The 23,947-nt window shown below is 56.6% G+C and carries 17 protein-coding genes and 1 pseudogene; 7 read left to right on the top strand and 11 right to left on the bottom strand.

The features are described from left to right. Window positions 1–308: 308 nt before the first annotated feature. The 5 genes and pseudogenes from G5179_RS01630 to apbC all read right to left on the bottom strand — a co-directional run. Window positions 309–931, bottom strand: a pseudogene (locus G5179_RS01630) (IS3 family transposase); the annotation flags it as partial. 116 nt (window positions 932–1,047) lie between these two features. Next, window positions 1,048–2,517: an inorganic phosphate transporter gene (locus tag G5179_RS01625; protein WP_421257737.1), complete on the bottom strand. Its 1,470-nt coding sequence runs from the start codon at window positions 2,515–2,517 to the stop codon at window positions 1,048–1,050. Window positions 2,518–2,894: 377 nt separating this feature from the next. Then, window positions 2,895–3,476, bottom strand: a complete 582-nt coding sequence (gene dcd / locus G5179_RS01620; RefSeq protein ID WP_005336719.1) for a dCTP deaminase — start codon at window positions 3,474–3,476, stop codon at window positions 2,895–2,897. Window positions 3,477–3,539: 63 nt separating this feature from the next. Beyond that, complete coding sequence (gene udk / locus G5179_RS01615; RefSeq protein ID WP_005345570.1) at window positions 3,540–4,184, bottom strand: uridine kinase; 645 nt, start codon at window positions 4,182–4,184, stop codon at window positions 3,540–3,542. Window positions 4,185–4,294: 110 nt separating this feature from the next. Continuing rightward, the gene (gene apbC, locus G5179_RS01610; RefSeq protein ID WP_139441687.1) at window positions 4,295–5,377 is read right to left on the bottom strand and encodes an iron-sulfur cluster carrier protein ApbC; all 1,083 of its coding nucleotides are present in this window, start codon (window positions 5,375–5,377) and stop codon (window positions 4,295–4,297) included. Window positions 5,378–5,563: 186 nt separating this feature from the next. Here apbC and metG point away from each other — a divergent pair, with 186 nt between their 5' ends. After that, entirely contained in the window at window positions 5,564–7,597 is a 2,034-nt protein-coding gene (gene metG, locus G5179_RS01605; RefSeq protein WP_421257736.1) for a methionine--tRNA ligase, read from the top strand. A 137-nt stretch (window positions 7,598–7,734) separates the two neighbouring features. Here the strand turns inward: metG and G5179_RS01600 are convergent, their stop codons facing one another. Further along, complete coding sequence (locus G5179_RS01600; protein WP_421257735.1) at window positions 7,735–8,601, bottom strand: CHAD domain-containing protein; 867 nt, start codon at window positions 8,599–8,601, stop codon at window positions 7,735–7,737. A gap of 15 nt (window positions 8,602–8,616) precedes the next feature. After that, window positions 8,617–8,889 carry an acylphosphatase gene (locus G5179_RS01595; protein ID WP_005345583.1) on the bottom strand — a complete coding sequence of 91 codons (273 nt, stop codon included), beginning with the start codon at window positions 8,887–8,889 and terminating at the stop codon, window positions 8,617–8,619. Window positions 8,890–8,971: 82 nt separating this feature from the next. Between G5179_RS01595 and G5179_RS01590 the strand changes: the two genes are divergently transcribed. After that, a complete protein-coding gene (locus tag G5179_RS01590) occupies window positions 8,972–10,402 on the top strand; it encodes a methyl-accepting chemotaxis protein (protein WP_421257734.1) in 1,431 nt (476 codons plus the stop codon). A 129-nt stretch (window positions 10,403–10,531) separates the two neighbouring features. Here G5179_RS01590 and G5179_RS01585 read toward each other — a convergent pair whose 3' ends face one another. Beyond that, entirely contained in the window at window positions 10,532–12,100 is a 1,569-nt protein-coding gene (locus tag G5179_RS01585; RefSeq protein WP_421257733.1) for a flagellin, read from the bottom strand. 293 nt (window positions 12,101–12,393) lie between these two features. On the opposite strand from G5179_RS01585, the gene G5179_RS01580 reads away from it, so the two are divergent. Next, window positions 12,394–13,587 (top strand): class I SAM-dependent methyltransferase, encoded by a 1,194-nt coding sequence (locus G5179_RS01580; RefSeq protein WP_025201720.1) that lies wholly within the window; start codon window positions 12,394–12,396, stop codon window positions 13,585–13,587. Window positions 13,588–13,932: 345 nt separating this feature from the next. Continuing rightward, window positions 13,933–15,117, top strand: a complete 1,185-nt coding sequence (locus G5179_RS01575; protein ID WP_421257732.1) for an acyltransferase family protein — start codon at window positions 13,933–13,935, stop codon at window positions 15,115–15,117. 34 nt (window positions 15,118–15,151) lie between these two features. Here the strand turns inward: G5179_RS01575 and G5179_RS01570 are convergent, their stop codons facing one another. Then, window positions 15,152–15,580 (bottom strand): GNAT family N-acetyltransferase, encoded by a 429-nt coding sequence (locus tag G5179_RS01570; protein ID WP_421204928.1) that lies wholly within the window; start codon window positions 15,578–15,580, stop codon window positions 15,152–15,154. Between the two features lie 409 nt (window positions 15,581–15,989). Here G5179_RS01570 and selD point away from each other — a divergent pair, with 409 nt between their 5' ends. The 3 genes from selD to G5179_RS01555 are packed head-to-tail and all read left to right on the top strand — an operon-like array spanning window position 15,990 to window position 18,806. Next, complete coding sequence (gene selD, locus G5179_RS01565) at window positions 15,990–17,027, top strand: selenide, water dikinase SelD (RefSeq protein WP_043850834.1); 1,038 nt, start codon at window positions 15,990–15,992, stop codon at window positions 17,025–17,027. After that, the gene (gene mnmH, locus G5179_RS01560; protein ID WP_421257731.1) at window positions 17,024–18,139 is read left to right on the top strand and encodes a tRNA 2-selenouridine(34) synthase MnmH; all 1,116 of its coding nucleotides are present in this window, start codon (window positions 17,024–17,026) and stop codon (window positions 18,137–18,139) included. The genes selD and mnmH overlap by 4 nt, the downstream gene beginning before the upstream one ends. Window positions 18,140–18,161: 22 nt before the next feature. After that, the gene (locus G5179_RS01555) at window positions 18,162–18,806 is read left to right on the top strand and encodes an MBL fold metallo-hydrolase (protein ID WP_236319695.1); all 645 of its coding nucleotides are present in this window, start codon (window positions 18,162–18,164) and stop codon (window positions 18,804–18,806) included. Between the two features lie 70 nt (window positions 18,807–18,876). Here G5179_RS01555 and dsr1 read toward each other — a convergent pair whose 3' ends face one another. Together dsr1 and rnd are read right to left on the bottom strand one after the other, a co-directional pair. Continuing rightward, window positions 18,877–22,593, bottom strand: coding sequence for an anti-phage defense-associated sirtuin Dsr1 (dsr1, locus tag G5179_RS01550; RefSeq protein WP_421257730.1), 3,717 nt, complete (start codon window positions 22,591–22,593; stop codon window positions 18,877–18,879). Between the two features lie 153 nt (window positions 22,594–22,746). Beyond that, complete coding sequence (gene rnd / locus G5179_RS01545; protein WP_058059758.1) at window positions 22,747–23,859, bottom strand: ribonuclease D; 1,113 nt, start codon at window positions 23,857–23,859, stop codon at window positions 22,747–22,749. Window positions 23,860–23,947: the final 88 nt, after the last annotated feature.

Below are 23,947 nucleotides of genomic sequence, written 5' to 3'. Positions count from 1 at the left end.
CTCCGGTCAGTAATACCTCGGATATGGACAAACAAATCCGCTACCGACACGCTGCATGGCATTGACCAAGCCACAGACTGGCTCATGACTCTCTCCTCTGTTTGAACCGGGAGCTTGGCGACAGCAAACTGTGTCTGTGTCGTAAAGGTTTGCTAAACCGGCTCAAGATTTTCATTCTATCTTCCGACTCGTTAAAAATGATATTCTACTTCTAGTCTGTTGGCATATAACAGCAAAGCATCGCTCAGTACATACAAAATACAAACAGGGATTAATCGGCATTACTGCGCGACGAGGAAACCCTAGACTGGGCTGCACCAGTAGCGGTACTCGGCCAATATCCGAAACAGCCTGTCCCGCCCGACCTTGAACTAGGCATCATCCTGACCCTGAAGCAGATAATGCAGCTTGCTAGTGCCGACCTGCAGTTGTCGCAGCCGAACCTGACGCACAAATCGCACCACCTGCAGCCCCTGAGCTTAGATGTCCGTCCGCAACCCGATTGCGCTTGTAGAAAGCCTGCCGGCTTATTCCCAGAAACAGGCAAGCCCTGACAATGGTCAGTCTCTCGACCTGCCGCTGCGAGAGGACTTGTCGGGTCGCTTTTTTACGATGGAAACGCCTAGTCGTTCTTCAGCACATCGACGACTTGGGCCTTCAGGCTTATCAGCGCCAGCTGCTCGAGCTCTTTGATACATTGTTGGTGCGTCTGTTTGTCGGGGTCAGGCATGGTGATGCTATTGCCGGCGGGTACAGATACCTCAGGCTCCAATCTTGCCAACCATGTTTACGCAAACCACACCAGAATGGTCGAATTGCCCTGAATGCCATATCGGGGTTGTGCTTGCAGGCAGCTGAGCTCGCCTTTTTCAATCTGTTCGACCAACGCCAGTTTAAACGTCAGCGAGTCATCGCGCGGTGTCCGTTTCACACCTTATCCCATAGGACTGTTCATTTATTGGGGGGAAAGGTGTAAACCGTATTCAGGAGAGGACAGGAAACACAAAAAAGGGCCCGCAGGCCCTTTATCGAATATGGTATTGGCATTTAGCCAAACAGATGATGGCTGACGATGAACAGGCCGCCGGAGAGCAGCATGGTCAGCGGCAGGGTCAGCACCCAGGCCATCAGGATGGTCTTGATGGTCTGGCTCTGCAGGCCGGATTTGTTGGCTACCATGGTACCCGCCACCGCAGAAGAGAGGATGTGGGTGGTGGACACCGGCATACCGGTCAGACTGGCGACCCCGATGGAGGTAGCAGCCGTGATCTGGGCCGCAATGCCCTGGCTATAGGTCATGCCGGTAGTGCCGATCTTCTCGCCCACGGTATGAACGATACGACGCCAGCCCACCATGGTGCCGCAACCGAGCGCCAGCGCGATGGAGACGATCACCCAGGTCGGTGCGTATTCAGCGGTCGCGGTCAGATCCTTGCGCCATTTGGCCAGATCGGTCAGCTCCTTGGCTGGCAGCGGCAGCTTGGCAGCCTTGCGGGCGGTGTCATCGATACAGAGCAGCAGACGACGCACTTCGCGGCGGTCGGTCAGGCTCATCTGATCATAAGTACGCACGGCCCCCAGACGGGCATCCAGAGTGGCCATCGCCTGCAGCACGCCACCGGCGGAGCAGTGAGTCATCAGCTCTTCCTGAGCCGTTGCCGGTGCAGAGAAGTTGATGACACCAGAGAGGGCAGACTGGTTGCGCTGGTAGATCTCCATGATGCGCTGGTTGGCATCCTGGGTCCGGTCCAGATCATAGGCGCGGCTGTTCATGTCCAGTGCGAAATAGGCTGGCGCCATACAGATCAGCACAAGCATCACCAGACCGATGCCCTTCTGGCCATCGTTGGAGCCGTGTACGAAGCTGACGCCCATGGCCGAGGCCACCAGGGTCAGACGTGCCCAGAATGGCGGGTGCTTCTTGCCATCCACCAGCTGACGCTCTTCCGGCGTTTTGTGGATCTTGTTGCTGGTCCAGATGCGTTTCATCGCCAGCAGCAGCAGCGCCGCGATGATGAAGCCGATGGTGGGAGAGATGATGAGGGAAAGCATGATGTCGATCGCTTTGCCCACGTTGATCCCTTCTGTCACCGGTTTATGGGTGATCCAGGCATAGGCGCCGCCTACCCCCAGAATGGAACCGATCAAGGTATGTGAACTGGAGGCCGGGATCCCGAAGAACCAGGTGCCCAGGTTCCACACGATGGCGGAAAACAGCAAGGAGAAGACCATGATCAACCCTTGGGTGGAGTCCATCCCAAGCAGCAGGTCGATGGGCAACAGATGGACAATGGCATAGGCCACACCCAGTCCACCAAACATCACGCCAAAAAAGTTGAAGATCCCCGATGCGACGACCGCCAGGTGAGCTGGCATCGCCTTGGTATAGATAACCGTTGCTACCGCGTTGGCGGTATCGTGAAAGCCGTTGATAAATTCATAGGCAAGCACAAAAAAAACGGCCAATACCAAACCGATTGACCACCACAAACCCAAACCACTAAACATTTCAAACATAAAAAAAAGCCTGTTTATGAGTTGCGGCGGATTATGCCAGATGGCGGCCAACACCATAGCCACCATTGAAATATTTCAGCCATAAAAAAAAAGAGCTTTTTGGAAAAAAATATCCTAGAGCCAGTCTTCATGCGGCTTGCCATCGATTAATTAAAGCCATCAATGATTGCAGAAAATGGCAAAATTAGCTGACAATTAAGCCAATGATTTCATTTTTATGACGTTTTTATGACATAAAAACAGGCAAAATTGGTGATAAAACGCCCCTACCCCACCAATCTCATCCGACCAGCACCATCAATCCCATATCCGTTTGATTCCAGATGCAAAAAGGGAGCACCTTGTGCTCCCTTGAATAGTTGCCGTGTTGCCAGTTATCAGTCCTGATTGATGCGGCTGGCAACGGCGCCCTGTTGGCTCTTGTACTTGGCATTTTCCCGCTTGTTGTAGGGACGGGCCGCGACGCCGGAGAGCATCTCGAAGTTCAAGGCGCCAATTTTCATCTTCGGGCGCAGTGCCAGCGGCAGTTTGCCGCCGTTGTAGAACTCCAGCACGATGCGACCGGACCAACCCGGATCGATGCGGTGCGCGGTCACGTGCACCATCAAACCCAGGCGCGCCAGTGAAGAGCGGCCATCCAGCCAGCCGACGATATCGGCAGGCAGGGTGACGGATTCGTAGGTCACCGCCAGCGCCAGCTGACCCGGGTGAAGGTAGAAGGCTTCGCCATCAGGGATGTGGATCTCGTCACTCATCACCCGATCGATGGCATCGGCCATCTCGCTGCTCGGGCCGCTCAGGTCGATATAGGGCGCGGTATGATCGCGAAACACCCGAAACTCGTTACCCAGCAGCACATCGACACTGACACCACTGATCCGCTCTACCCCGGGCCGTGGCTCAATGACGATCTTGCCTTCATCCAGATGGCGTTCAATATCGGTATCACACAGACGCATTGGGCGACTCTCCTGACAAATTGTGCTTTTAAAAAAGCCGGGCATCACCCGGCTTGTTTCATCTTAACCAATCAACATGTGGCGAATACGCGCCTTGAGCATGTCGATGGCGATGCGGTTCTTGCCACCACGGGGCACGATCACATCGGCATACTGTTTGGACGGCTCGATAAACTGCAGGAACATCGGACGCACTGTCTTCTGGTACTGCTTGAGCACGGAGTCCATGGTTCGGCCACGCTCCTGCACATCACGCACCAGACGGCGAAGCAGGCAGATGTCGAGCGGGGTATCCATAAAGATGGAGGCATCCATCAGATCCCGCAGACGGCTGTCGGTCAGCAGCAGGATCCCTTCCAGAATGATCACCCGGCGCGGCGCAAACGGGGTCACTTCGCTCATCCGGGTGTGTTCGGTGTAGGAGTACTGGGGAATGGCAACCGCGTCACCTTTAACCAGCTGGCTCAGGTGCTGTACCAGCAAGTCGTGATCCAGCGCGTTGGGGTGGTCATAGTTGGTCTTGACCCGCTCTTCCATGGTCAGGTGGGTCTGATCACGGTAGTAGCAATCTTCGGTGATCACACCAATCTGACCTGCGCCCAGTTCGGCCACCAGCTCTTCATAAATGGTCTGGGCTATAAGACTTTTGCCAGACGCAGATGCGCCCGCAATACCGATGATCACACACGAATGTTGAGTATCAGACATGACAAATACCTAAAAGAGAAGAGCAGTGGGGATGGTTTAAACCGATCCATTATATAAAAAAGGGTGGGTCATGCCCACCCTCAATTCCCTTTCAAGTGACCGACCGCCGATTATTCATCCAGCGCCATGGCATAGAGGGGGGTCGCAATCGGTTTTGCGCTGAAAAAGAGTTCAGCCCCTACCCTACGCGCCAGCTTCAAATAGGCCTGAGCGAGGCTCCCTTCCGGTGCGCCGAACACCGTCGGGCAGCCATCATCCATGTGTTGGCGGATGTCGATGTGCAGCGGCAACTGGCCAAGCAGCGCCACTTGATACTGCTCTGCCATCTTCTGACCGCCACCGGTACCGAACAGCGGCTCATGATGACCGCAGGCGCTGCAGACGTGATAACTCATGTTCTCGATGATGCCGAGCACCGGCACATTGACCTTGTTGAACATGGCGATCCCCTTGCGGGCATCGGCCAGCGCCACATCCTGCGGGGTGGTGACGATCACTGCCGCCGAAGTCGGCACCTGCTGGGCCATGGTGAGCTGGATATCGCCAGTGCCTGGCGGCATGTCTACCACCAGATAATCCACCTCGCCCCAGCGGGTCTCATGAAGGATCTGCGCCAGCGCCTTGCTCGCCATCGGGCCGCGCCAGATGGTGGCATCCTGCTCAGAGACCAGATAGCCGATGCTGTTGCTCTTTAGGCCGCAGGCCATCACCGGCTCCATCAGCTTGCCGTCATGGCTGACCGGGCGCTCTGTGAGGGTGCCCATCATGGTGGGAATGGAAGGACCATAGATATCGGCATCGAGAATAGCGACCCGCGCGCCCTCTTTTTGCAGGGCCAGCGCCAGGTTGACTGCAGTGGTGGATTTGCCCACCCCCCCCTTGCCGGAGGCGACCACGATGATGTTGCGAATGCCCTGCACGGCATTGAGGCCCTGCGCCCGCGGCATGCTGGCGACGTCAATCTCCAGTGCCCAGTCGATACGGGAGGCGCCGGTGGCGCTGCGCAGCCTGGCATCGTAGTTCTCTTTGAGCTGATCGAGCAGCGAGAGACCGGCAAACGGCAATACCAGCCGGATAGTGAGCCCCTGACCCTGATTGATGATCTCGCGAACGAAGCCGGCATCCACCAGATCCTTGTGCCAGCCAGCTGGCTTAAATTCGGCGAGGATCTGTTTTACTGAATCAATCACCATTAACTCCTCATTATCTTGTCATTATCTTGAGGTGAACGGTTACCGCACACAAATCAGTGGCTTGCCTGCCATCGTAACAGCAGGTGCTGCCAAGGTTGGCATAGCCACAACCCTAGGCAGGCTACCCCCAATTCGGGTAACATGCACGGCACTCTATCATCCCAACAAGCACATCAAGAACGTAATATGGCAACTGATCCTCGTAAAATGCTGGTAACCTGCGCCCTCCCCTATGCCAATGGCTCCATCCATCTTGGCCACATGCTGGAACATATCCAGGCCGATATCTGGGTTCGTTATCAGCGAATGCGCGGTCATCAGGTGCACTTCATCTGTGCCGATGATGCCCACGGCACCCCGATCATGCTCAAGGCTCAGCAGATGGGGATCACCCCGGAAGAGATGATTGCCGCGGTCTCTAAGGAGCACCAGGCCGACTTCGCCGGGTTCAACATCAGCTTTGACAACTATCACTCTACCCACAGCGACGAGAACCGTGAGCTGGCGGAGCTGATCTATGGCCGCCTGAAAAATGGTGGTTTTATCAAGAGCCGCACCATCTCCCAGCTGTTCGATCCGGAAAAATCCATGTTCCTGCCGGATCGTTTCGTCAAGGGGACCTGCCCCAAGTGCAAATCTCCGGAGCAGTATGGCGACAACTGCGACAGCTGCGGCGCCACCTACAGCCCAACCGAGCTGATCGATCCGAAATCTGCCGTCTCCGGCGCGACTCCGGTAATGAAGGACTCCGAGCACTTCTTCTTCGACCTGCCACAGTTTGAAAAATGGCTCTCTGAGTGGGTGCGCGGCTCCGGCGCCATTCAGGAAGAGATGGCCAACAAGATGCAGGAGTGGTTCGAGAGCGGCCTGCAGCAGTGGGACATCACCCGCGACGCCCCCTACTTCGGTTTCGAAATTCCCGGCGCCCCGGGCAAGTACTTCTACGTCTGGCTCGATGCCCCCATCGGCTACATGGCTTCCTTCAAGAACCTGTGCAACAAGCGTGGCGACATCGACTTTGACAGCTACTGGAAAGCGGACTCCGACGCCGAGCTCTACCACTTCATCGGCAAGGACATCGCCTACTTCCACTGCCTGTTCTGGCCGTCCATGCTGGAAGGTGCCAACTTCCGCAAGCCGACCAAGGTCAACGTACACGGGTATGTGACCGTCAACGGCGCCAAGATGTCCAAGTCCAAGGGCACCTTTATCAAGGCATCTACCTACCTGAACCACCTGGATCCGGAGTGCCTGCGTTACTACTACGCCGCCAAGCTCAACAGCCGCATCGACGATCTGGACTTGAACCTCGAAGATTTCGTGCAGCGCGTCAACGCCGACGTGGTCAACAAGCTGGTCAACCTTGCCTCCCGCAACGCCGGCTTTATTGCCAAGCGTTTTGGCGGCAAGCTGGCGGCAACCTGCGCCGAACCCGAGCTCTACGCCGAATTCGCCAATGCTCGTACCGCCATTGCCGAGACTTATGAGAGCCGCGAATTCAGCCGCGCCATCCGCGAAATCATGGCGCTGGCCGACAAGGCCAACCGCTACGTGGACGACAAGGCGCCCTGGGTTATCGCCAAGCAGGAAGGGGCTGACGCCGAGTTGCAAGCGGTTTGCTCGGTCGGCATCAACCTGTTCCGCGTGCTAATGGCCTACCTCAAGCCCGTCATGCCGCTGCTGGCCGAACGTGCCGAAGCCTTCCTGGCCGAAACCCTCAGCTGGGATGGCATCGAGATGCCGCTGGTCAATCACACCGTTGCGCCGTTCAAGGCCCTCTTCTCCCGCATCGAGCCGGCGAAGATTGAAGCCATGATCGAGGCCTCCAAGGAAGACCTGGCCAAAGAGCAGGCACCGAAAGTGACCGGCCCGCTAGCTGATGACCCCATCAGCGAAACCATCACCTATGACGATTTTGCCAAGATTGACCTGCGCGTCGCGCTGATCAAGAAGGCCGAAGCGGTACCGGAAGCCGAGAAGCTGCTCAAGCTGCAACTGGATATCGGCGGCGAGACCCGTCAGGTGTTTGCCGGTATCAAGTCCGCCTACAACCCGGAAGATCTGGAAGGCAAGCTGACCGTGATGGTGGCCAACCTGGCGCCGCGCAAGATGCGTTTCGGCATGTCCGAAGGCATGGTGCTGGCCGCAGGCCCGGGCGGCAAGGATCTCTGGATCCTGGAGCCGCAGCAAGGCGCCCAGCCTGGGATGCGCGTCAAGTAAGCACATCGCTGACTGCGACCACAGCGAGATAGAAGAAGAGAGGCCAAACGGCCTCTCTTTTTTGTCTCACCTGTTTGGCTTGGTTAGTTTTTGTAGATGCTGGTCGCGGATGACTTCCGCAGATTGCGGTCTCGGGGCTATCCACAACAGGGATTCGCGGGCGATACATTTTGTTCTGAATAGCTGACCAGCCGACTTGGCATGTCATTCATGTTGTGGCCTGCCAGCATCGCCAGTTTGAGCGCCACCAGCTCCGCCTGCTGGCAGTCCAGTTGACACAAACGGGCGGTGATCTTCCCCTTCAACTGCTGCCGCAGTTTCGTCTGCTTGCGGGTGTTCCCCTGCTCTGCTCGCAACCTCCGCCGCCATTGCCGCCAATCCTGCAACTGGCCGAGTCGCTCCTGCCAGTGAGTCAGGGTGCTCAACCAGCCGGGCTCCCCACTCCCCAGATCCAGCAACAGTTCCACGCCATAACGGGCCTGCTTGATCTCGAGGCGCAGCCGATGCCAGCGGCGCAACTGTTGCTGACGGGAGCTGGCAGATTTCCCAACGCAGGAATTAGGTTCATCGAGAGCGCTCTGTGCCTCATCAAGGCGCAGGGCCAGATGCTGCTGATAGAGGAACGCCAATGCCCGCGCATCCTGCACCTGCGCCACCGCTGCAAGCCAGCGGGCCAGTCGCCGCGACAACAGGGGTACGCGAGAGGCAGATTTGTGAGTATTGCCCGTGCTGGCAGGCGGCTTGCCAAAACGCTCGGCGTAGACCTGAGCATCCCGCAGCGCCGAGAGCCGCCCGACCGAGCGCAGCAGACGCCGCTCCAGCTCGGGATGATAGGTGAGTGGCCGCCACAGGGCGAGCAGCGCCAGCAAGCGGCGCGCCGCGATACGGTAGCCATGCACAGCCGGTTCGCTGGCCTCTTCGCGCACCGCTCGCGCTGCCTCCTGATAACGGGCAACCCAGCTTGTTGCCTGAGTCAGCAACAGACCTTCCTTGTCAGCGTCCATCTCGTCCCCGCCCCTTCAGTTGGTGTGAAAGCCCTGACCGGTGGGCGGCAGCGCCTCTTCATACTCCATCCGGGTCACCCTGGCGGTGCGCGGGCCATGCTCCAGCCAGCCCAGCATCATCTGTACCCCCTGCGCGGGGCCGCTGATGAGGATCTCCACCGAGCCATCCTCCAGGTTGTAGGCATGGCCCCGCAAACCCAGTTGCAGCGCCCGCTCGCGGGTGAAGTAGCGAAATCCCACCCCCTGCACCTGCCCCCACACCCGAATGACAAACGATTGCTCTCCCATTTCTCACACCTTCCGCTTAAGAAAAAAATTCCCGAGACGATAATGTGCCCGACACTCTATCTCTGCAGGATGCAGCTCCATTATGAAAGAAGTTAAATTCCGGTGGGTTGACCGCTATCTCATTCACCTCACCATCAGTGAAAAATTCCATATCGCGTTCTGGTTACCTCTCTTCATCATCGCCTTCCTCAGCTGGTATATGCTGGCGGCCAGCCATCAGCAGGAGATCTCCCTGCGGGTAGCGCAGTTGCAGCAACGGGTCGAGACCACGGCGCAGCTGGTCAGCCAGCAGCCCACTCTGGTGTTGCCTGCTGATCTGCGTCTGACCGGGCAAGGCCGCAGCGGGTTGCAACAGCAAGGGGAGCATTACCTCTTTACCGCGCCAGCGGGTCAGGCGGGCTACGTCACCGGTGATCTCGATACCGGCAACCTCTCCATGTGGGAGGGTCAGGGCTCGACCCTACTCCTGATCGGCGCGCTGGCCGCCCTGATGGCGCTGGTGATCCACTACATGATGACCTTTGTCTCCGGTGCGCTTTACTCCACCAACAAGGCGCTGCAAACCGTGGCGGACGGCGATCTCACCTTCCGACTCAACTTCTTCCCGGTGCGGGACGAGTTCTCCACCCTGGCGGGCAGCATCGACCACTTTACCGACCGCCAGCACCAGATCGTCAAACTGGTGGAGGAGTCTGCCGAAGCGCTGACCATGGCCGCCGACGAGTTTCGTGACCATGCCCGCGAAGGCGAGACCATGGCGCGTTCCCAGCGCCAGCACATGGATTCACTGGCCACCGCCATGGAGCAGATGTCGGCAGCGATCCGCGAAGTTGCGCGCAATGCCAACGACACCCTGCAGCAGACCCGCCAGTCGAGCGAAGAGGCTGCCAATGGCGCCAACCGGGTAGCCCGCACCATCGAAGCGATCCGTACTCTGGCCGACGAGATTGGCAACGCCTCCGGCGCGGTCGAGCGGCTCACCCACAACGCCAACCGGATCAACGAGGTGGTCAACGTCATCAACGCCATCTCCCAGCAGACCAACCTGCTGGCCCTCAACGCCGCCATCGAGGCGGCCCGTGCCGGTGAGCAGGGTCGCGGCTTTGCAGTGGTGGCGGATGAAGTGCGTACTCTCGCCAGCCGTACCCAGCAGGCGACGGTGGAGATCCAGCAGATGATCGAAGAGCTGCAGACCGGTACCGGGGCGCTAAACGAGATCATGGAAAAGACTGTAGGGCGCGCCGCCAGCAGCCAGCAGCTCATCAGCGAGGTGGGGCTCGATATCGAGAAGCTGAGCAACCATAGCGATGCGGTGCTGGAGATGAGCACCCAGATCGCTACCTCGAGCGAGGAGCAGAGCTCGGTCGCCGCCGAGATCACCCACAATCTCGATCAGGTGCGCCATGAAGCGGCGCAGGTGGAAGAGTCCGCCTGCGCCTCGGTAGCCGGTACGCAGGGGCTGAAAGCCACCGCCAGCGAGCTGACCCAGGCACTCAAGGGGATCACTCTCTGACGCTGCCGAATAGCATCCGGCAACAGGAAGCAATAAGAAAAGAGGCCACCCATTGGGTGGCCTCTTTGTCTGTATGGATAGTGACCATGAATGATAGCGACCAATTGCTATGCTGGCTGGCAGCCCCGCTCAGGATTGCAGCAAACTCAGGGCCGCATTGGGGCGACTGTTTGCCTGACTCAAAATCGAAGAGCTCGCCTGCTGTAAGATTTGAGTGCTGACCAAACGCGCCGATTCTACCGCCATGTCGGCGTCCCGGATCCTTGAACGGGCAGCGCTGAGGTTCTCATTGGCATTGGCCAGATTGCGTACCCGTGAATCCAGCGCGTTGGCTTGGGCCCCGAGCCGAGAACGCTGAACACCCAGCTGTTTCATACCCACATCCAGGGTTTTGATGGCCCTGCTGGCGTTGTCGTAACTCAGGACATCAATGTTATCAACGGTGTATTTCTTCTTGTCCTCTTGATAAAAACCAAGCGCATTCAAACTCGCTCCCTGCATGTCAATATTGGAATACTTGTCGCCTGATGAACGAAGCTCCATCTGACCGATATATGTCGTCGGTGTGACGTCGGGCAACAGAGAGGTCAGAGAGGAATTGCTGATCACCGGAGGCGCCGGTGGTGCTGGTTGCGGAGGGGGGGTTGTGCCATTGGCCAGCGCAAGGCTGTTGCCCTGAGCGCTATGCATGGTCAATGCATTGCTGGCGGGATTGCTGTTGTTGGAGGCACTCACATAAAAACCCAGACCTGCCGATTGCGCAGTACTGTTGATGCGTTGAACCACGGTTGCCATGATGGCACTATTTTTTGCTGTCGGATTGACCGGATTCCATCCGGTCATATCAATGCCTGTGGTCAAATCCACAGAGTGACCCGCCACATCGATATAGGAGGGTAATGCGGATAAATCGACCGCGGAGGCGACAGAAAATGGCAGTTGTTGCGCTTGTACCGGCCCCTGATTATTGGGAAAGGTGGTGCCATTAATATCTGCCACGAACGCTTCCAGGGTTGAATAGTCCTTGTCAAAAGTGACGCCATTAAGGGTGATAGGCTGAGATGAAAGCTTGAGATCAGCAATGTCATACGCCCCTGGCTTGCTTCCTGCCGGACTGCGCGCTTGCCACTCCATCTCCCCCAGATTTTTGGTCTGGGCATTGAGATCGGTAATGACGGTATTCTGTCCTGCATAGGCACCGACCAAGAAGATACCTTCGTAACTCCCCGCCAGCAGGTCCTGTCCGGCAAACCGGGTACCTGTGGCAATCCGGTCCATCTCCAACTGCAGTTGCTTGAACTCAGCATTCAGGGCTACGCGATCCTCTGCCGTATTGACACCGCTTCCCGACTGCAGTGCCAGGGTGCGCATCCGCTGCATCAGGTTCACCGACTCATCAAGCGCCCCATCGGCGACGTTGATCACCGAGATCCCATCATTGGCGTTGCGAATAGCGGTGTTGGTCCCGTTCACTTCACTGGTGAGGCGATTACTGATCTGCAAGCCTGCTGCATCATCAGCGGCACTGTTGATGCGCAAGCCGGATGAGAGTCGTCGATATACCGAATCCAGCGTGTTGGATGATTGACCAAGATGGCGAGAAGCATTGAGGGCAGAAATATTGGTAGCGATGGAGAGGGACATGGACAGCTCGATACAGGAAAGATTCAAAATGGTCTTCCCCACTATCGACATCATCAAATGACTCTTTAGCGAAAATCACTATAAAGTAAGGTTAAAACGCTTTATTGGCTACATTGTGCACACATAGCGACCAGAGCTGAACAAAAAAAAGCACAACCAACTGTGACATATAAGATAAACAGCGTGAAACGCCAACATTGAGATTCTGCAAATTTTGCATATGCAACACTCGGGCGTGGTCCAGACGTACAATTCGTCACTCTGCCATATACCAGCAAAGGCTGGCTTAGCCGCACTATTGCACATAGAATGTGGCCCCTTTTCTTTTGACCATCTGGCAAACATCCATGAGCGCTTCCATCTATCTCGTCAAAGGCCGCGAAAAATCCCTGCTGCGTCGCCACCCCTGGATCTTCTCCAAGGGGATTGAGCGGGTTCAGGGCAACCCCATTGACGGCGATACCGTCGAGATCCTCACCCATGACGGCAAATGGCTCGCTCGTGGCGCCTGGTCGGGCAGTTCCCAAATCCGTGCCCGGGTCTGGACCTTCGACAAGGATGAGACCGTCGATCTCGACTTCTTTATCCGTCGCCTCAAATATGCGCAAGAGTCCCGTGACGGGCTCATCAAGCGTCAGGGCCTCACCGGTTATCGCCTCTGCGCCGCTGAATCCGACGGTCTGCCGGGTCTGACCATCGATCGTTACGCCGATTTTCTGGTGTGCCAAATTCTCTCTGCCGGTGCCGAGTTCCAGCGTGAGCTGATAACGCAGGCACTGCGTACCCTCTACCCCGAGTGCAGCATCTATGAGCGCTCCGATGTGGCAGTGCGCAAGAAGGAAGGGCTGAAAGAGCGCACCGGCGTCATCTATGGCGAGACCCCGAACGAGCCGGTGGTCATCGAGGAGAATGGCGGCGTCAAGATCCTGGTGGATATTCGCAACGGCCACAAAACCGGCTTCTATCTGGATCAGCGGGACAACCGTCAGGCTGCCGCCAAGTACACCGAAGGCAAGCGGGTGCTCAACTGCTTCTGCTACACCGGCGGTTTTGGCGTTTATGCCCTCAAGGGCGGCGCCAAGGAAGTGGTCAACGTCGACCTCTCCCAGAATGCACTGGATATCGCCCGCCAGAACGCCGAGCTGAATGGGCTGGATACCAGCAACACCCAGTTTGTCCGTCACGACGTGTTCAAGTTGCTGCGTGAATATCGCGAGAAGGGCGAGAAGTTCGACGTCATCGTGCTGGATCCGCCCAAATTCGCCGAGAGCAAGGCGCAGCTGCTTGGCGCCTGCCGCGGCTACAAGGACATCAACATGCTGGCGTTCCAGCTGCTGGCGCCGGGTGGCGTGCTGTTGACCTACTCATGCTCCGGCCTGATGGAGCAGAGCCTGTTCCAGAAGATCGTTGCCGATGCAGCGCTTGATGCCGGTCGCGATGCCCAGATCCTGGAGCTGCTCTCCCAGGCCTCTGATCACCCTATCGGTACCGCCTATCCGGAAGGCTTCTACCTCAAGGGTCTGGTGGTACGCGCCCGCTGATCGGCCACCACCCTCCTCTTGTGATCAATCAGGCCCCTTGCGGGCCTGATTGTTTTGCTTTACGCCTATAGACCAGCCCCTTGCTCCGTTGACCACCCTCTCTGCTTTATGGGTGTTCTCTCTCCTCCTCCTTCCCTGCCTGCGTCCCACGTTCTTATCTGTTTAAATTTTTTTGCACAATAACTGCACATTTATGATTTAAATCACACCCGTATGGCTCTCTTTTCCGTAGTGTGATCCCGCCTGCGGCAGCCAAGCCGGGGCAACCGTCCCATCAGGATTGATGGACGGTACAACAACAAAAATCGATGTCAGGCCAAGCTGAACATCACAAGGGATCCCGTTATGAATCAATCATTGCCGCTGTTAACGCCGCTGCGGGGCATCGCTGCCCTGATGGTGGTGCTATTCCATGCCCGCTTGCTGCTCTTTCCCCAGTGGATGGAGCCGATCGCAGGCCACACCCAGCTCATCGAGAATGGCTACCTCTGGGTCGACCTGTTCTTTATTTTGAGCGGCGTGGTGCTGGCCCATGTCTATGGCGAGGCCTTTACCCGCGCACCCCGCACCGTGAGCTATGGCCGTTTTCTCTGGCTGCGGCTGACCCGCGTCTACCCCCTCTATCTGGTGACCCTGCTGCTGCTGGTCGGCTGGGAGCTTTACAAGGCGCAGCACGGGGTGGGCTTCTACGCCGGCCCCTTGTTCAAGATGTGGGAGTGGGAAGGGATGCCCCCCTTTGGTTCCCCCTTCACCCCGGTCGAGGCGCTGCCGAGCGCCTTCCTGCTGCTGCAGGTGGTAACCGATCACGGGTTGACCTGGAACTTCGCCGCCTGGTCCCTCAGCGTAGAGTGGATCAGCTACCTGCTATTCCCGCTGCTGATCCCGCTGGCGGTGACCCGCAGTCGCTGGAGCCATCTTGCCCCCCTGCTGGCGCTGACGGTGCTGGCCTTTATCGTGCACAGTCGCGGCACCCTGGATGTCACCAGCGGGGCGCTGGCGGTGGGGCGCGGGGTAAGTGAATTTGTGCTCGGCCTCTGGCTGCTGCCGAGGGTCAAGGCCGCGCAAGGCTTGCCCATGATGAAGCATGATCTGCCGCTGCTGGTCGCCTTTGTGCTGCCCTTCGCGCTGATGCAGTTCGCCATGACGCCGCAGCTGACCCTGCTGCTGATCGCCTCCTACGTGCTGCTGATCTGGATTGCCGCCGCCCAAGGGGAGCGCCAGAGCCCGCTGCTGCACCTTTTGGATAACCGCTTCACCAACTGGCTGGGAGATCTCTCCTACTCCATCTACCTGCTCCATGCGCTGGTGCTGCTCACCGGTTGCGAACTTATCCACTATCTGGCACCGGGGCTCACCGAGTGGTGGTATGGCCAGACCAATCCGCTATTGGGGGTAGTGGCAACCTTGCTGATGCTGGCGGTGCTGATCGGGCTCTCGGCGTTGAGCTACAACCTGCTGGAGCGGCCACTGCAACGGCGCCTGCGCCGCTGGGGCAAGTCACGGCAACCGGCGCTGGAGCAAGCCGGATAAGTTAATCTCGCCCTATCTGGATGAGTTGACGGGCTTATGCCAACTCATCCAGTACCAGTTCATCCAGACTGCTCATCACCCAGGCGCTCAGGTGCTGGCTAAATCCGAGCTTGGGGTAGTACGCCACCGCCTGCGGCGCGGCCAGCAGGATCAGCTTGCAGCCCGGCTGCAATTGCAAAAACGTCTCGCGAATAAGGGCTTTGCCAATCCCCTGCCCCTGCACCGACTCGGCCACCGCCAGATCCGAGAGGTAGCAGCAAAAATGAAAATCGGTCACCAAGCGGGCCACACCGACCAGGGTCTCGCCTTGCCAGGCGGTGATCAGCAAATTGGCGTTATCCAGCATGCCCTGCAGGGTGGCGGGACGGTCCAGCGGCCGTCTCGCTCCCAGCGAGGTCTGCGCCAACAACGCCGCAAACTGCGCCGTGGTAATGGGGTGGTTAACCAAAAATGTGGTGGTCACTAAGCTCTCCTCCTGATGACGCAGTGGTTGCGTGCGCCATTGCTCTCAATTGACGTTCTCTTGGCTGCATCTGTACTGCAATCAAGCAGTGCGCGGCGGTTCCAGCCCGATGACAAGCAAGTGCGGGCAATTCCCTGCTGTTTATGTGAATTCCTGTTCGAACCCCAAGGGGCAAATGTGGCATAATGCCCCGTCCTGTGGCCCTTGGCGGGGCTGCGCTGGCGCACCTTGTCGCCCTTTTCTTCCCCGTCTGGCCTGGCGGTCCTTCATAACTGCCAGTCATCGCTGCCCCTGTTGGCACCGAGGCCACCCATATTTGCGGCTTCTTGTCTTCCTCTCTACAAGGCCGCCCATTGACCAAGACGGCTCCACAGAGCCTCTGCTCTGTTTGCAAATAAAAGGGGTAAGTATGTCTTCCATTCGTCTGACCCAATACAGCCACGGCGCTGGCTGTGGCTGCAAAATCTCTCCCAAGGTGCTCGACACCATTCTCAAGAGCCAGATCCCGGGCTTCAACGACCCGACCCTGATCGTTGGCAATAGCAGCAAGGATGACGCGGCCGTGGTCGATATCGGCAACGGTCAGGGCATTGTCTCCACCACCGACTTCTTCATGCCCATCGTCGATGACCCCTTCACCTTTGGCCGCATCGCCGCCACCAACGCCATCAGCGATATCTACGCCATGGGCGGCAAGCCTATCGTTGCCATCGCCATCCTCGGCTGGCCCATCAATACCCTGGCGCCGGAAGTGGCCCAGCAGGTGATCGACGGCGGCCGTCAAGTGTGCCACGAAGCGGGGATTTCGCTGGCCGGTGGTCACAGTATCGATGCCCCAGAGCCCATCTTCGGCCTCGCGGTCACCGGTATCGTGCCTCTGGATGCCATCAAGCAGAACGACACCGCCAAGGTGGGTGACACCCTCTATCTGACCAAGCCCCTCGGTATCGGTATCCTCACCACCGCCCAGAAGAAGGGCAAGCTGAAGCCTGAACACGAGCAACTGGCCCCCAACGCCATGTGCACTCTCAACAAGATTGGCCAGCGCTTTGCCGAGCTGCCGGGTGTCCACGCCATGACCGACGTCACCGGTTTTGGTCTGGCGGGCCATCTGCTGGAGATGTGCGAGGGATCCAATGTCAGCGCCCGCCTCGACTTCAAGGCGCTGCCGCTGCTGGACGAGGTGGATTACTACCTCGCCGAGGGCTGCGTCCCGGGCGGCACCCTGCGCAATCACGACTCCTACGGCCACAAGCTGGATGCCATGGACGATCGCACCCGCAACATCATGTGCGATCCGCAAACCAGTGGCGGCCTGCTGGTCGCCGTGGGTAAAGAGAGCGAAGCCGAGCTGCTCGCCATCGCGCGCGAAGCTGGCCTTGCGCTCTCGCCCATCGGCCAGATCAAGCCCCTTGAGGGCTCCCGCTTTATCGAGATTGTCCAATGAGTGAATTGCCACTGGCCACGGACTACGCCCAACTCTTTTTGGACGATGTGCCGTTGATTGATGTGCGCGCCCCCATCGAGTTCAAGGAGGGGGCCTTCCCCTGCTCGACCAGCCTGCCCTTGATGACAGACGATGAGCGCGCCCAGGTGGGGACCTGCTTCAAGAAGCAGGGTCAGGCCGCCGCCATTGAGCTTGGACACAAGCTGGTGGGGGGAGCAGTGCGTGCCGAACGACTCGAAGGCTGGCTGGCGCAGTTGCGCAAGCAGCCCGATGCCCTGCTCTACTGCTTTCGCGGCGGCCTACGCTCGCAAACCGTACAACAGTGGCTGGCTGAAGCGGGGGTGACTCGCCCCCGCGTCGCCGGTGGCTACAAGGAGCTGCGCCGCTTCCTGATCGACACCCAGGACAAGGCCTCTGCAGAGTGCCGCTGGAGTGTGCTGACCGGCATGACCGGCTCCGGCAAGACCCATATGCTGGACCATGTGGCCCAGGCGCTCGATCTGGAAGGACACGCCCATCACAGGGGCTCGTCGTTTGGTCAACTGCCCGGCGGCCAGCCCAGCAACATCAATTTTGAAAACAACATGGCCATCGAGCTGCTCAAGCGCCGCCATCAGGGCGAGCATGCCTTCGTGGTCGAAGATGAGAGTCGCCTGATTGGCCGCTGCTGCCTGCCCCTCTCCCTCCATGAGGCCATGAGTCAGGCACCGCTGGTGGTGGTGGATGTACCGCAGATCGATCGCGCCGAGCAGATCCGCGAAGATTACGTGCACGATCTCTGGCTGCGCTATCAAGCCATGTATGGCCAAGAAGAGGGATGGCCGCTGTTTGCCGCCTATCTCACCGATGCGTTGGCCCGTCTCAAGCGCCGTCTTGGCGATCTGGCCCACCGCGAGCTGGATGCCCTGATGCAGACCGCCCTCACCGAGCAGGAAAAGAGCGGCGATACCGGACTGCATCTAGCCTGGATCACCTTGCTGCTGACCCGCTACTACGACCCCATGTATCTCTACCAGCTTGGCAACAAGCAGGAGCGCATCGTATTCCGCGGTGACAAACAGGCCTGTCTCGACTATTTCGCCGAGCAGCATGCCAGCGCGCTGCGCGGCTGACCCATCCCAAGAGAGGAACTCTATGTTGAAATTCGAGGTGATCCCGGTCACCCAGTTCGCCCAGAACTGCTCCCTCATCTGGTGTGACGAGACCCATCAGGCCGCCCTGATCGATCCGGGCGGCGAAGCGGACAAACTGCTGGCTGCTATCGCCAAGCGCGGCCTGACCCTGACTCATATCCTGCTGACCCACGGTCATCTGGATCACGTAGGTGCAGCCGCCGAGCTGCGGGAAAAGACCGGCGTCGCCATTACCGGCCCCCACAAGGAGGACGCCTTCTGGCTCGACATGCTGCCCCAGCAGAGCCAGATGTTCGGCTTCGCCCATACCCCCGCGTTCACGCCGGATCGCTGGCTGGAGCAGGGTGACAAGGTGCAGGTTGGCCAGTGCGAGCTGGATGTCTACTTCTGCCCCGGCCACACCCCGGGCCATATCGTGCTGCTGAACCAAGCCGAAAAACTCGCCTGGGTTGGCGATGTGCTCTTTGCCGGCAGCATCGGCCGCACCGACTTCCCCCGTGGCGATCACGGTGCGCTGATCAAGTCGATCACCGAGACCCTGCTGCCGCTGGGGGACGAGATCATCTTTATCCCAGGCCACGGCCCCAGCTCCACCTTCGGTCGCGAGAAGGCGAGCAACCCCTACCTGACCCAGCCTATCTGGTGATCAAAAAAGGCAGCGGTATTAGCCGCTGCCTTTTCAATTCGTTACGCTGCAATCCCCCGGTGCGTATCACTCACAATGTCTTTATCCGGACGACACCGAGAAGCCTCTGGTAATCACGATTTTCCTCAAGAAGCGGATCGCTTTGCACAATCGCTGTCAGACATAAACCCAACTCGTCTGATACCCACTGCGGCTCAGCGATAATAGCGTTCAGCAAAGACAATGCATGTGTAGGGAATTGTTTGCATAAGCCTGATTGATGCAAAAGGTGTATAACGTAATGAGTGTTTTGAATCGGCTGTAATCCAGCATGAACTGTCGCTAATGCATCCGGAAACTCACCGCGAGCGGCAATGACCAATCTGGCCAAAGTTTCAGCGATTGTACTCGTGAAGAATGCGTTAGATTTAGGCCAGATATTTTGCCAAAAAGGCTTGGCTCGGTTTATCCAGTACTCCTCACGCTGCTCACCCGCGCCATCAAGCGCTTGAACCAGTGCATGAAAAACACTTTGGAATCCCTCAGGTGGCATCACTTCAATCGCTGCACGGAACTCTTCTGGTTTATAACCATCAGCTTGTGCCAAGGCGACATACGTCATAAATGTTGCGAATTGCTGACTGTGTTCGCCCAGTTGATTGTAATGGCCAGCACAGGCGAGCAAATGTGGTTTAAAGGCCATTAATAAAGGAAGGTAACGACGGGGTGACCAGAGAAAACCCTGCCAATATGCATTGGCATCAGCTTGATTCTCCCAATCAAGCAGAGGCAACAGGATTTGAGTCGTCCATTCTTGATCCACACGGAAAAATGTAATCAATCGAGAACAGAGTACTATGCGACCATGACGAAATACCGCAACAGTGGTATCACATAACTCTGTAAATATTGGAGCCAAATCGGCAGGCAGTCCGTCATTATCGTTCAGCTGCTGTTTAAACCACTGGTTCAATAATGCTTGAGTAATATGCCCAACGGGATGGTTAATGGCAGAACCAAGTGGATCATCAACCTCAATTCCATTACGAATGGTACGTCTCCCAGCATCGACCTCCATTGGAAGCACCAATATACGACGACAAATGGCAATGATGGATTTGTCGTTATGCTCTTGGGTGCTTGCCCTCTCTATCCACCAAGTTACTGCATGGATTATTTGTAGCAACACAGGCTCGGGCATTGTTAGCACTAATGGAGCAACGAATCGCCATGAACGAAGCAGCATTTTTTCATCAGACCAACATTGCAGAGCGACTCGCCATCGGTCGACAGGCCACTCCCCCTCTTGCGAAAGGTCATACAGGGCTAACAGGCTGTGAAAGAAACGGGTACGGCACACATCGTGCCATCCATCTCGATAAGAATCGGTCCTTCCAGATGATTGTTGCTTCAGCCAGTCGACCAATAACTTACGCTTTCGGGGAACAATATCATCATCTCTGCTATCACCAGTGAAACTATTACATTCCTCCGCCCCCCATTCGGGATGAATGTCGGATAGCATGGCGAAGTGTTCTGCTGCCTCTTTTCCCAACACAAGCCCTGAATCATGCAATTTTGCCAATAGCTGCCAAATGGCGTGTTCTATATATATTCGTGTTGATTCCAACTCAGATGGTGGCCCAGCCAAAATAGCCGCCTCCAGCTGTGTTTGAGCATTTCCTGTCAGTAACAGTCCTTGCGTTTCAAATAGGTTGAAGAGCTCGGATTCAGTATCTCTGGCCCAAAGCCACCGTCCATTATCAGAGCGTAGCCATTCCGACCACAGTTCAGATGAGATGCAGTTATCCTGGCTGGCTGCAAATAAGGCTAAACGTTTAAAGAGGGGATAAGGTAACGAGAACCAAGACTGCGCAATATTGATTGCTTGTACTCGATCACTTTTCAGTACCATTAACCAAGCTTCGCGCAGTAATTCAACAAGAACAAGCCAGTCATAGTGGCCACTATGGGAGTCATATAGAGCAACAGAAGGCAATACAAAATAAGAAAAGTCTTGATACTCGCTGGCATCATTCAGTTCACGCTGCAGATCTAGTGCATCGCGGAGCAGTTGTTGGAATTCATCCAGAAAATAAGGTAAGGCTGTTTTCCATTGTTGGTTATTTACATCATGTGGAATCGCATACCTCACATCATCTGTGGCAAGCACAAGCGCCCAATCTACCTGAGCTCTAACATTTATTGGCTCTTGGTTCGTTTTGTCACCACTTAAGTAATATGTTTTTTTCAATCCTATTTTTGGCGCAAGTAACTCTCGCAATTCCAAACGTAACATCAAATTTAATGGTTCTCTCCCCAGGCGCGACATCCACTGAAAGATATTGCCATCACAATCTGAACACTTTATCCGACCAAGCAGCAACAGACGCCACAAGGTGCGCATCATAGGGTCTGGAATTGCATACTGTGACTTATCCTTGACTTCGTCAATTTCGATAAACTGACCGTCACACATCATTGAATCAAAGCGGGATAAGGCATTTTCCACTAACCTCCGCCATCGTCTATGCAATTGACCTCCATTTGAGACAACCCAAAGTAGTAATTTTGGGTTCCCCAAGTGGCGAGTAAGCCAATATGCCAAAGGTGGCATCACTTCATCCCAATCGCCTGACAAGCCATTTGTAACCACACTCATGGCTGGCGCAGACATATAGGAAGCAGGATGTTGTAGCAAGCTAAAGCTCAAGCTTTCATTTATTTTACCCTGCGGTTGCACACCAAAACATGTTAAATCATTGTGACCAAAAAATTTGCTGGTAAATACATCAAGCCAGTCCAGTGATGGAGTCGGATTAAGCTGGGCAAAGCATTTGGCGGGCAAGCCTGATGGATCGGCTAAAGCCCATCGCATTCGACTAACAAAGTCGTTTTGTGACGAACTCTGATTGGGTTGCTTATATGCATACCGAGCAACTAATCGCTCCTTGCCCCTTACACCATCACGATATATAGATGCCCATACATGCAAAGTCTGATGTAACATGCGATGATAATTTACATCGTCATACATAATAGGGATGACATGTTTGTCTTGCCATTTCTGCTTCGTGATATCCAATTCATCACGTTTATAGGATGCAAAAGCAAAAATCTTCCGTGAACCATCCAATGCATGGGCGGCGGCCATATATCGCAATACAGGATCATCAATGCTGTAACCGACAAAACAGAGTGTGTAATCTCTGAATAGGCCAGCGACAAACCGAGCTGCCCAACCTTCAGTAAGATATGCCTGTCCAAAATCGCCATCAGACAAGATCAGCTGATCAAGGTCTTCTTCTGAGGCTGAATCTGGCATACGTCCGTGCAAATGCACCACTCCATTCCAACGGGATCGGGAGGGTGGGGCCTGATGAATGGTTATCGGTGATTTCCCCGCCTTTTCAAACAAGGTATCGAAGTTAGTGGTAACGAGTTTCAGGTTATCTTTTTTATCCTTGCCAAGAGTCAGCAAAGCAAGATGAGTAGTGAGAGCTCGTGGCTTTGATAAATCAGCAGTCAGGCAGGATGGTAAACCACGACGTACCGCAGCTCTCCCGCCTTGAATGCGCTTCTCATAATGTCCGATTGCGCGATCAAGTCCACCCTGTGTGACCATGTCTTGCTCAGACCTATCTAATGGCTCGCCTGCATGCTTTGACATCCTAATAACGAGCTCACCGAATCCAGGCAAACCCGCTGGATAGGAAATGCCCGCCCCACAAAAAAACAACACACGTCCCTCTTCATGGGCATGCAGCAGCTCATTGGGAATATCGGGGCCATTGGGGATAAATTGCATTTTCCTGTTTCCTATCCAGTAGATACGGTGGCTTGACTGGAATATGGTACCGCAATACCCCCCTCGATCGGCGAACCCATTTCTAGCTTTCGTCCAATAAAAAATCCCCACCCGAGGGTGAGGATTGATTTATAAGTGCAACCGTAAGGTGGCTTATTGTGCCAGCAGGTGACCGACCAGCTCATGACGCCACCCTTGCAGCAGCATCGGCTTGTCGCTGCGGGCCCGCTCTTCGTCGTTCATCCGCCAGCTCCAGGTGAAGTACTGGTGAATGATCTTCTTGCTGGCAATCAGCTCGGGCGGAATATTGCTCGCCTTGGCCTTCTCTTCCACCATGGCTTTGATGCGCTTGAGCTCGGCCTTGTACTGGGGGAAGTCGACCAGCCGACGAATGGGCTCGGGCCAGCTGTCAGGATCGCTTTGCTGCGCCTTGGCGACAATATCGAGCATCCGCTTGCCGTGGATCTTGATCTCGATGGGCGAGAGGCCGAGCTCGTTGAGATCCCGCAGGGAGGCAGGACGACGCTCTGCCACCTTGAACAGGTGCAGCTCTTTCACCACAAAGTTAAGGGCCAGATCGCGGCGCACCGCCTCTTGTTGGCGCCAGGCGGCCAGCTCGCGCAGAATGGCGAGCTCGCGGCGACCCAGCTGCCAGGCGTTGACGATGTCAAGATAAGCCTGACGGGGATCGCTACCCTGGGTCTTGCGGGCGGAGTGGTTCTGGCACTCCTGCTCGAACCAGGCAAACTTGCCGCTTTCCCGCAGTTTGGCCATCACCTTCTCGTAGAGCGGCATCAGGTAGAAGACATCCGCTGCCGCGTATTCGAGCTGACGCGGTGTAAGCGGGCGGGCCAGCCAGTCGGTTCGCGCCTGATCTTTTTCCAGCTCGACCCCGAGGAATTCATTCACCAGCGCACCAAAGCCGACCGAGACGCCGTAACCGAGAAAGGCGGTAGCAAGCTGGGTGTCGTGCATCTGGTTGGGCAGGTGGCCCGCCTGATGCTGGATAAGCTCCAGATCTTCGCCAGAGGCGTGCAGTATGGCGATCTGCCCTTCCCTGCCCAGTCGTTGCCAGAGGGCGGAGAGATCCAGGGTCAGCGGATCCAGCAGCGCCAGATGCTCGCCGTCATAGATCTGGAACAGGCCAAGCTGGGGGTAGTAGGTACGGGTGCGAACGAATTCAGTATCGATAGCCAGGGGAACGTCGGCCAGAGAAGCGAGATACTGCTCAAGTTCGTCTTGCTGAGTGATAAGTTGATAGTGCATCTGTGCCTGCGCGGTTGATCAGGGCCAAAAAGAAAAAACCGTGGGATGACCCACGGTTTTGCATAACGACGGTGCTGGTTTGCAGAAG

The organism is Aeromonas sp. 600886 (assembly GCF_049174935.1).
GTDB lineage: Bacteria > Pseudomonadota > Gammaproteobacteria > Enterobacterales > Aeromonadaceae > Aeromonas > Aeromonas veronii_A.
This window is presented reverse-complemented; position numbering and strand designations above follow the sequence as displayed.

Excerpts from the sequence above, each read along its gene's own strand:
- udk (WP_005345570.1), bottom strand. The coding sequence starts at position 4,184 with ATGTCTGATACTCAACATTCGTGTGTGATCATCGGTATTGCGGGCGCA.
- apbC (WP_139441687.1), bottom strand. The coding sequence starts at position 5,377 with ATGGTGATTGATTCAGTAAAACAGATCCTCGCCGAATTTAAGCCAGCT.
- selD (WP_043850834.1), top strand. The coding sequence starts at position 15,990 with ATGTCTTCCATTCGTCTGACCCAATACAGCCACGGCGCTGGCTGTGGC.
- G5179_RS01580 (WP_025201720.1), top strand. The coding sequence starts at position 12,394 with ATGAGCGCTTCCATCTATCTCGTCAAAGGCCGCGAAAAATCCCTGCTG.
- G5179_RS01585 (WP_421257733.1), bottom strand. The coding sequence starts at position 12,100 with ATGATGTCGATAGTGGGGAAGACCATTTTGAATCTTTCCTGTATCGAG.
- G5179_RS01600 (WP_421257735.1), bottom strand. The coding sequence starts at position 8,601 with ATGGACGCTGACAAGGAAGGTCTGTTGCTGACTCAGGCAACAAGCTGG.
- G5179_RS01590 (WP_421257734.1), top strand. The coding sequence starts at position 8,972 with ATGAAAGAAGTTAAATTCCGGTGGGTTGACCGCTATCTCATTCACCTC.
- G5179_RS01595 (WP_005345583.1), bottom strand. The coding sequence starts at position 8,889 with ATGGGAGAGCAATCGTTTGTCATTCGGGTGTGGGGGCAGGTGCAGGGG.
- mnmH (WP_421257731.1), top strand. The coding sequence starts at position 17,024 with ATGAGTGAATTGCCACTGGCCACGGACTACGCCCAACTCTTTTTGGAC.
- G5179_RS01575 (WP_421257732.1), top strand. The coding sequence starts at position 13,933 with ATGAATCAATCATTGCCGCTGTTAACGCCGCTGCGGGGCATCGCTGCC.
- dsr1 (WP_421257730.1), bottom strand. The coding sequence starts at position 22,593 with ATGCAATTTATCCCCAATGGCCCCGATATTCCCAATGAGCTGCTGCAT.
- G5179_RS01625 (WP_421257737.1), bottom strand. The coding sequence starts at position 2,517 with ATGTTTGAAATGTTTAGTGGTTTGGGTTTGTGGTGGTCAATCGGTTTG.
- dcd (WP_005336719.1), bottom strand. The coding sequence starts at position 3,476 with ATGCGTCTGTGTGATACCGATATTGAACGCCATCTGGATGAAGGCAAG.
- metG (WP_421257736.1), top strand. The coding sequence starts at position 5,564 with ATGGCAACTGATCCTCGTAAAATGCTGGTAACCTGCGCCCTCCCCTAT.
- G5179_RS01555 (WP_236319695.1), top strand. The coding sequence starts at position 18,162 with ATGTTGAAATTCGAGGTGATCCCGGTCACCCAGTTCGCCCAGAACTGC.
- rnd (WP_058059758.1), bottom strand. The coding sequence starts at position 23,859 with ATGCACTATCAACTTATCACTCAGCAAGACGAACTTGAGCAGTATCTC.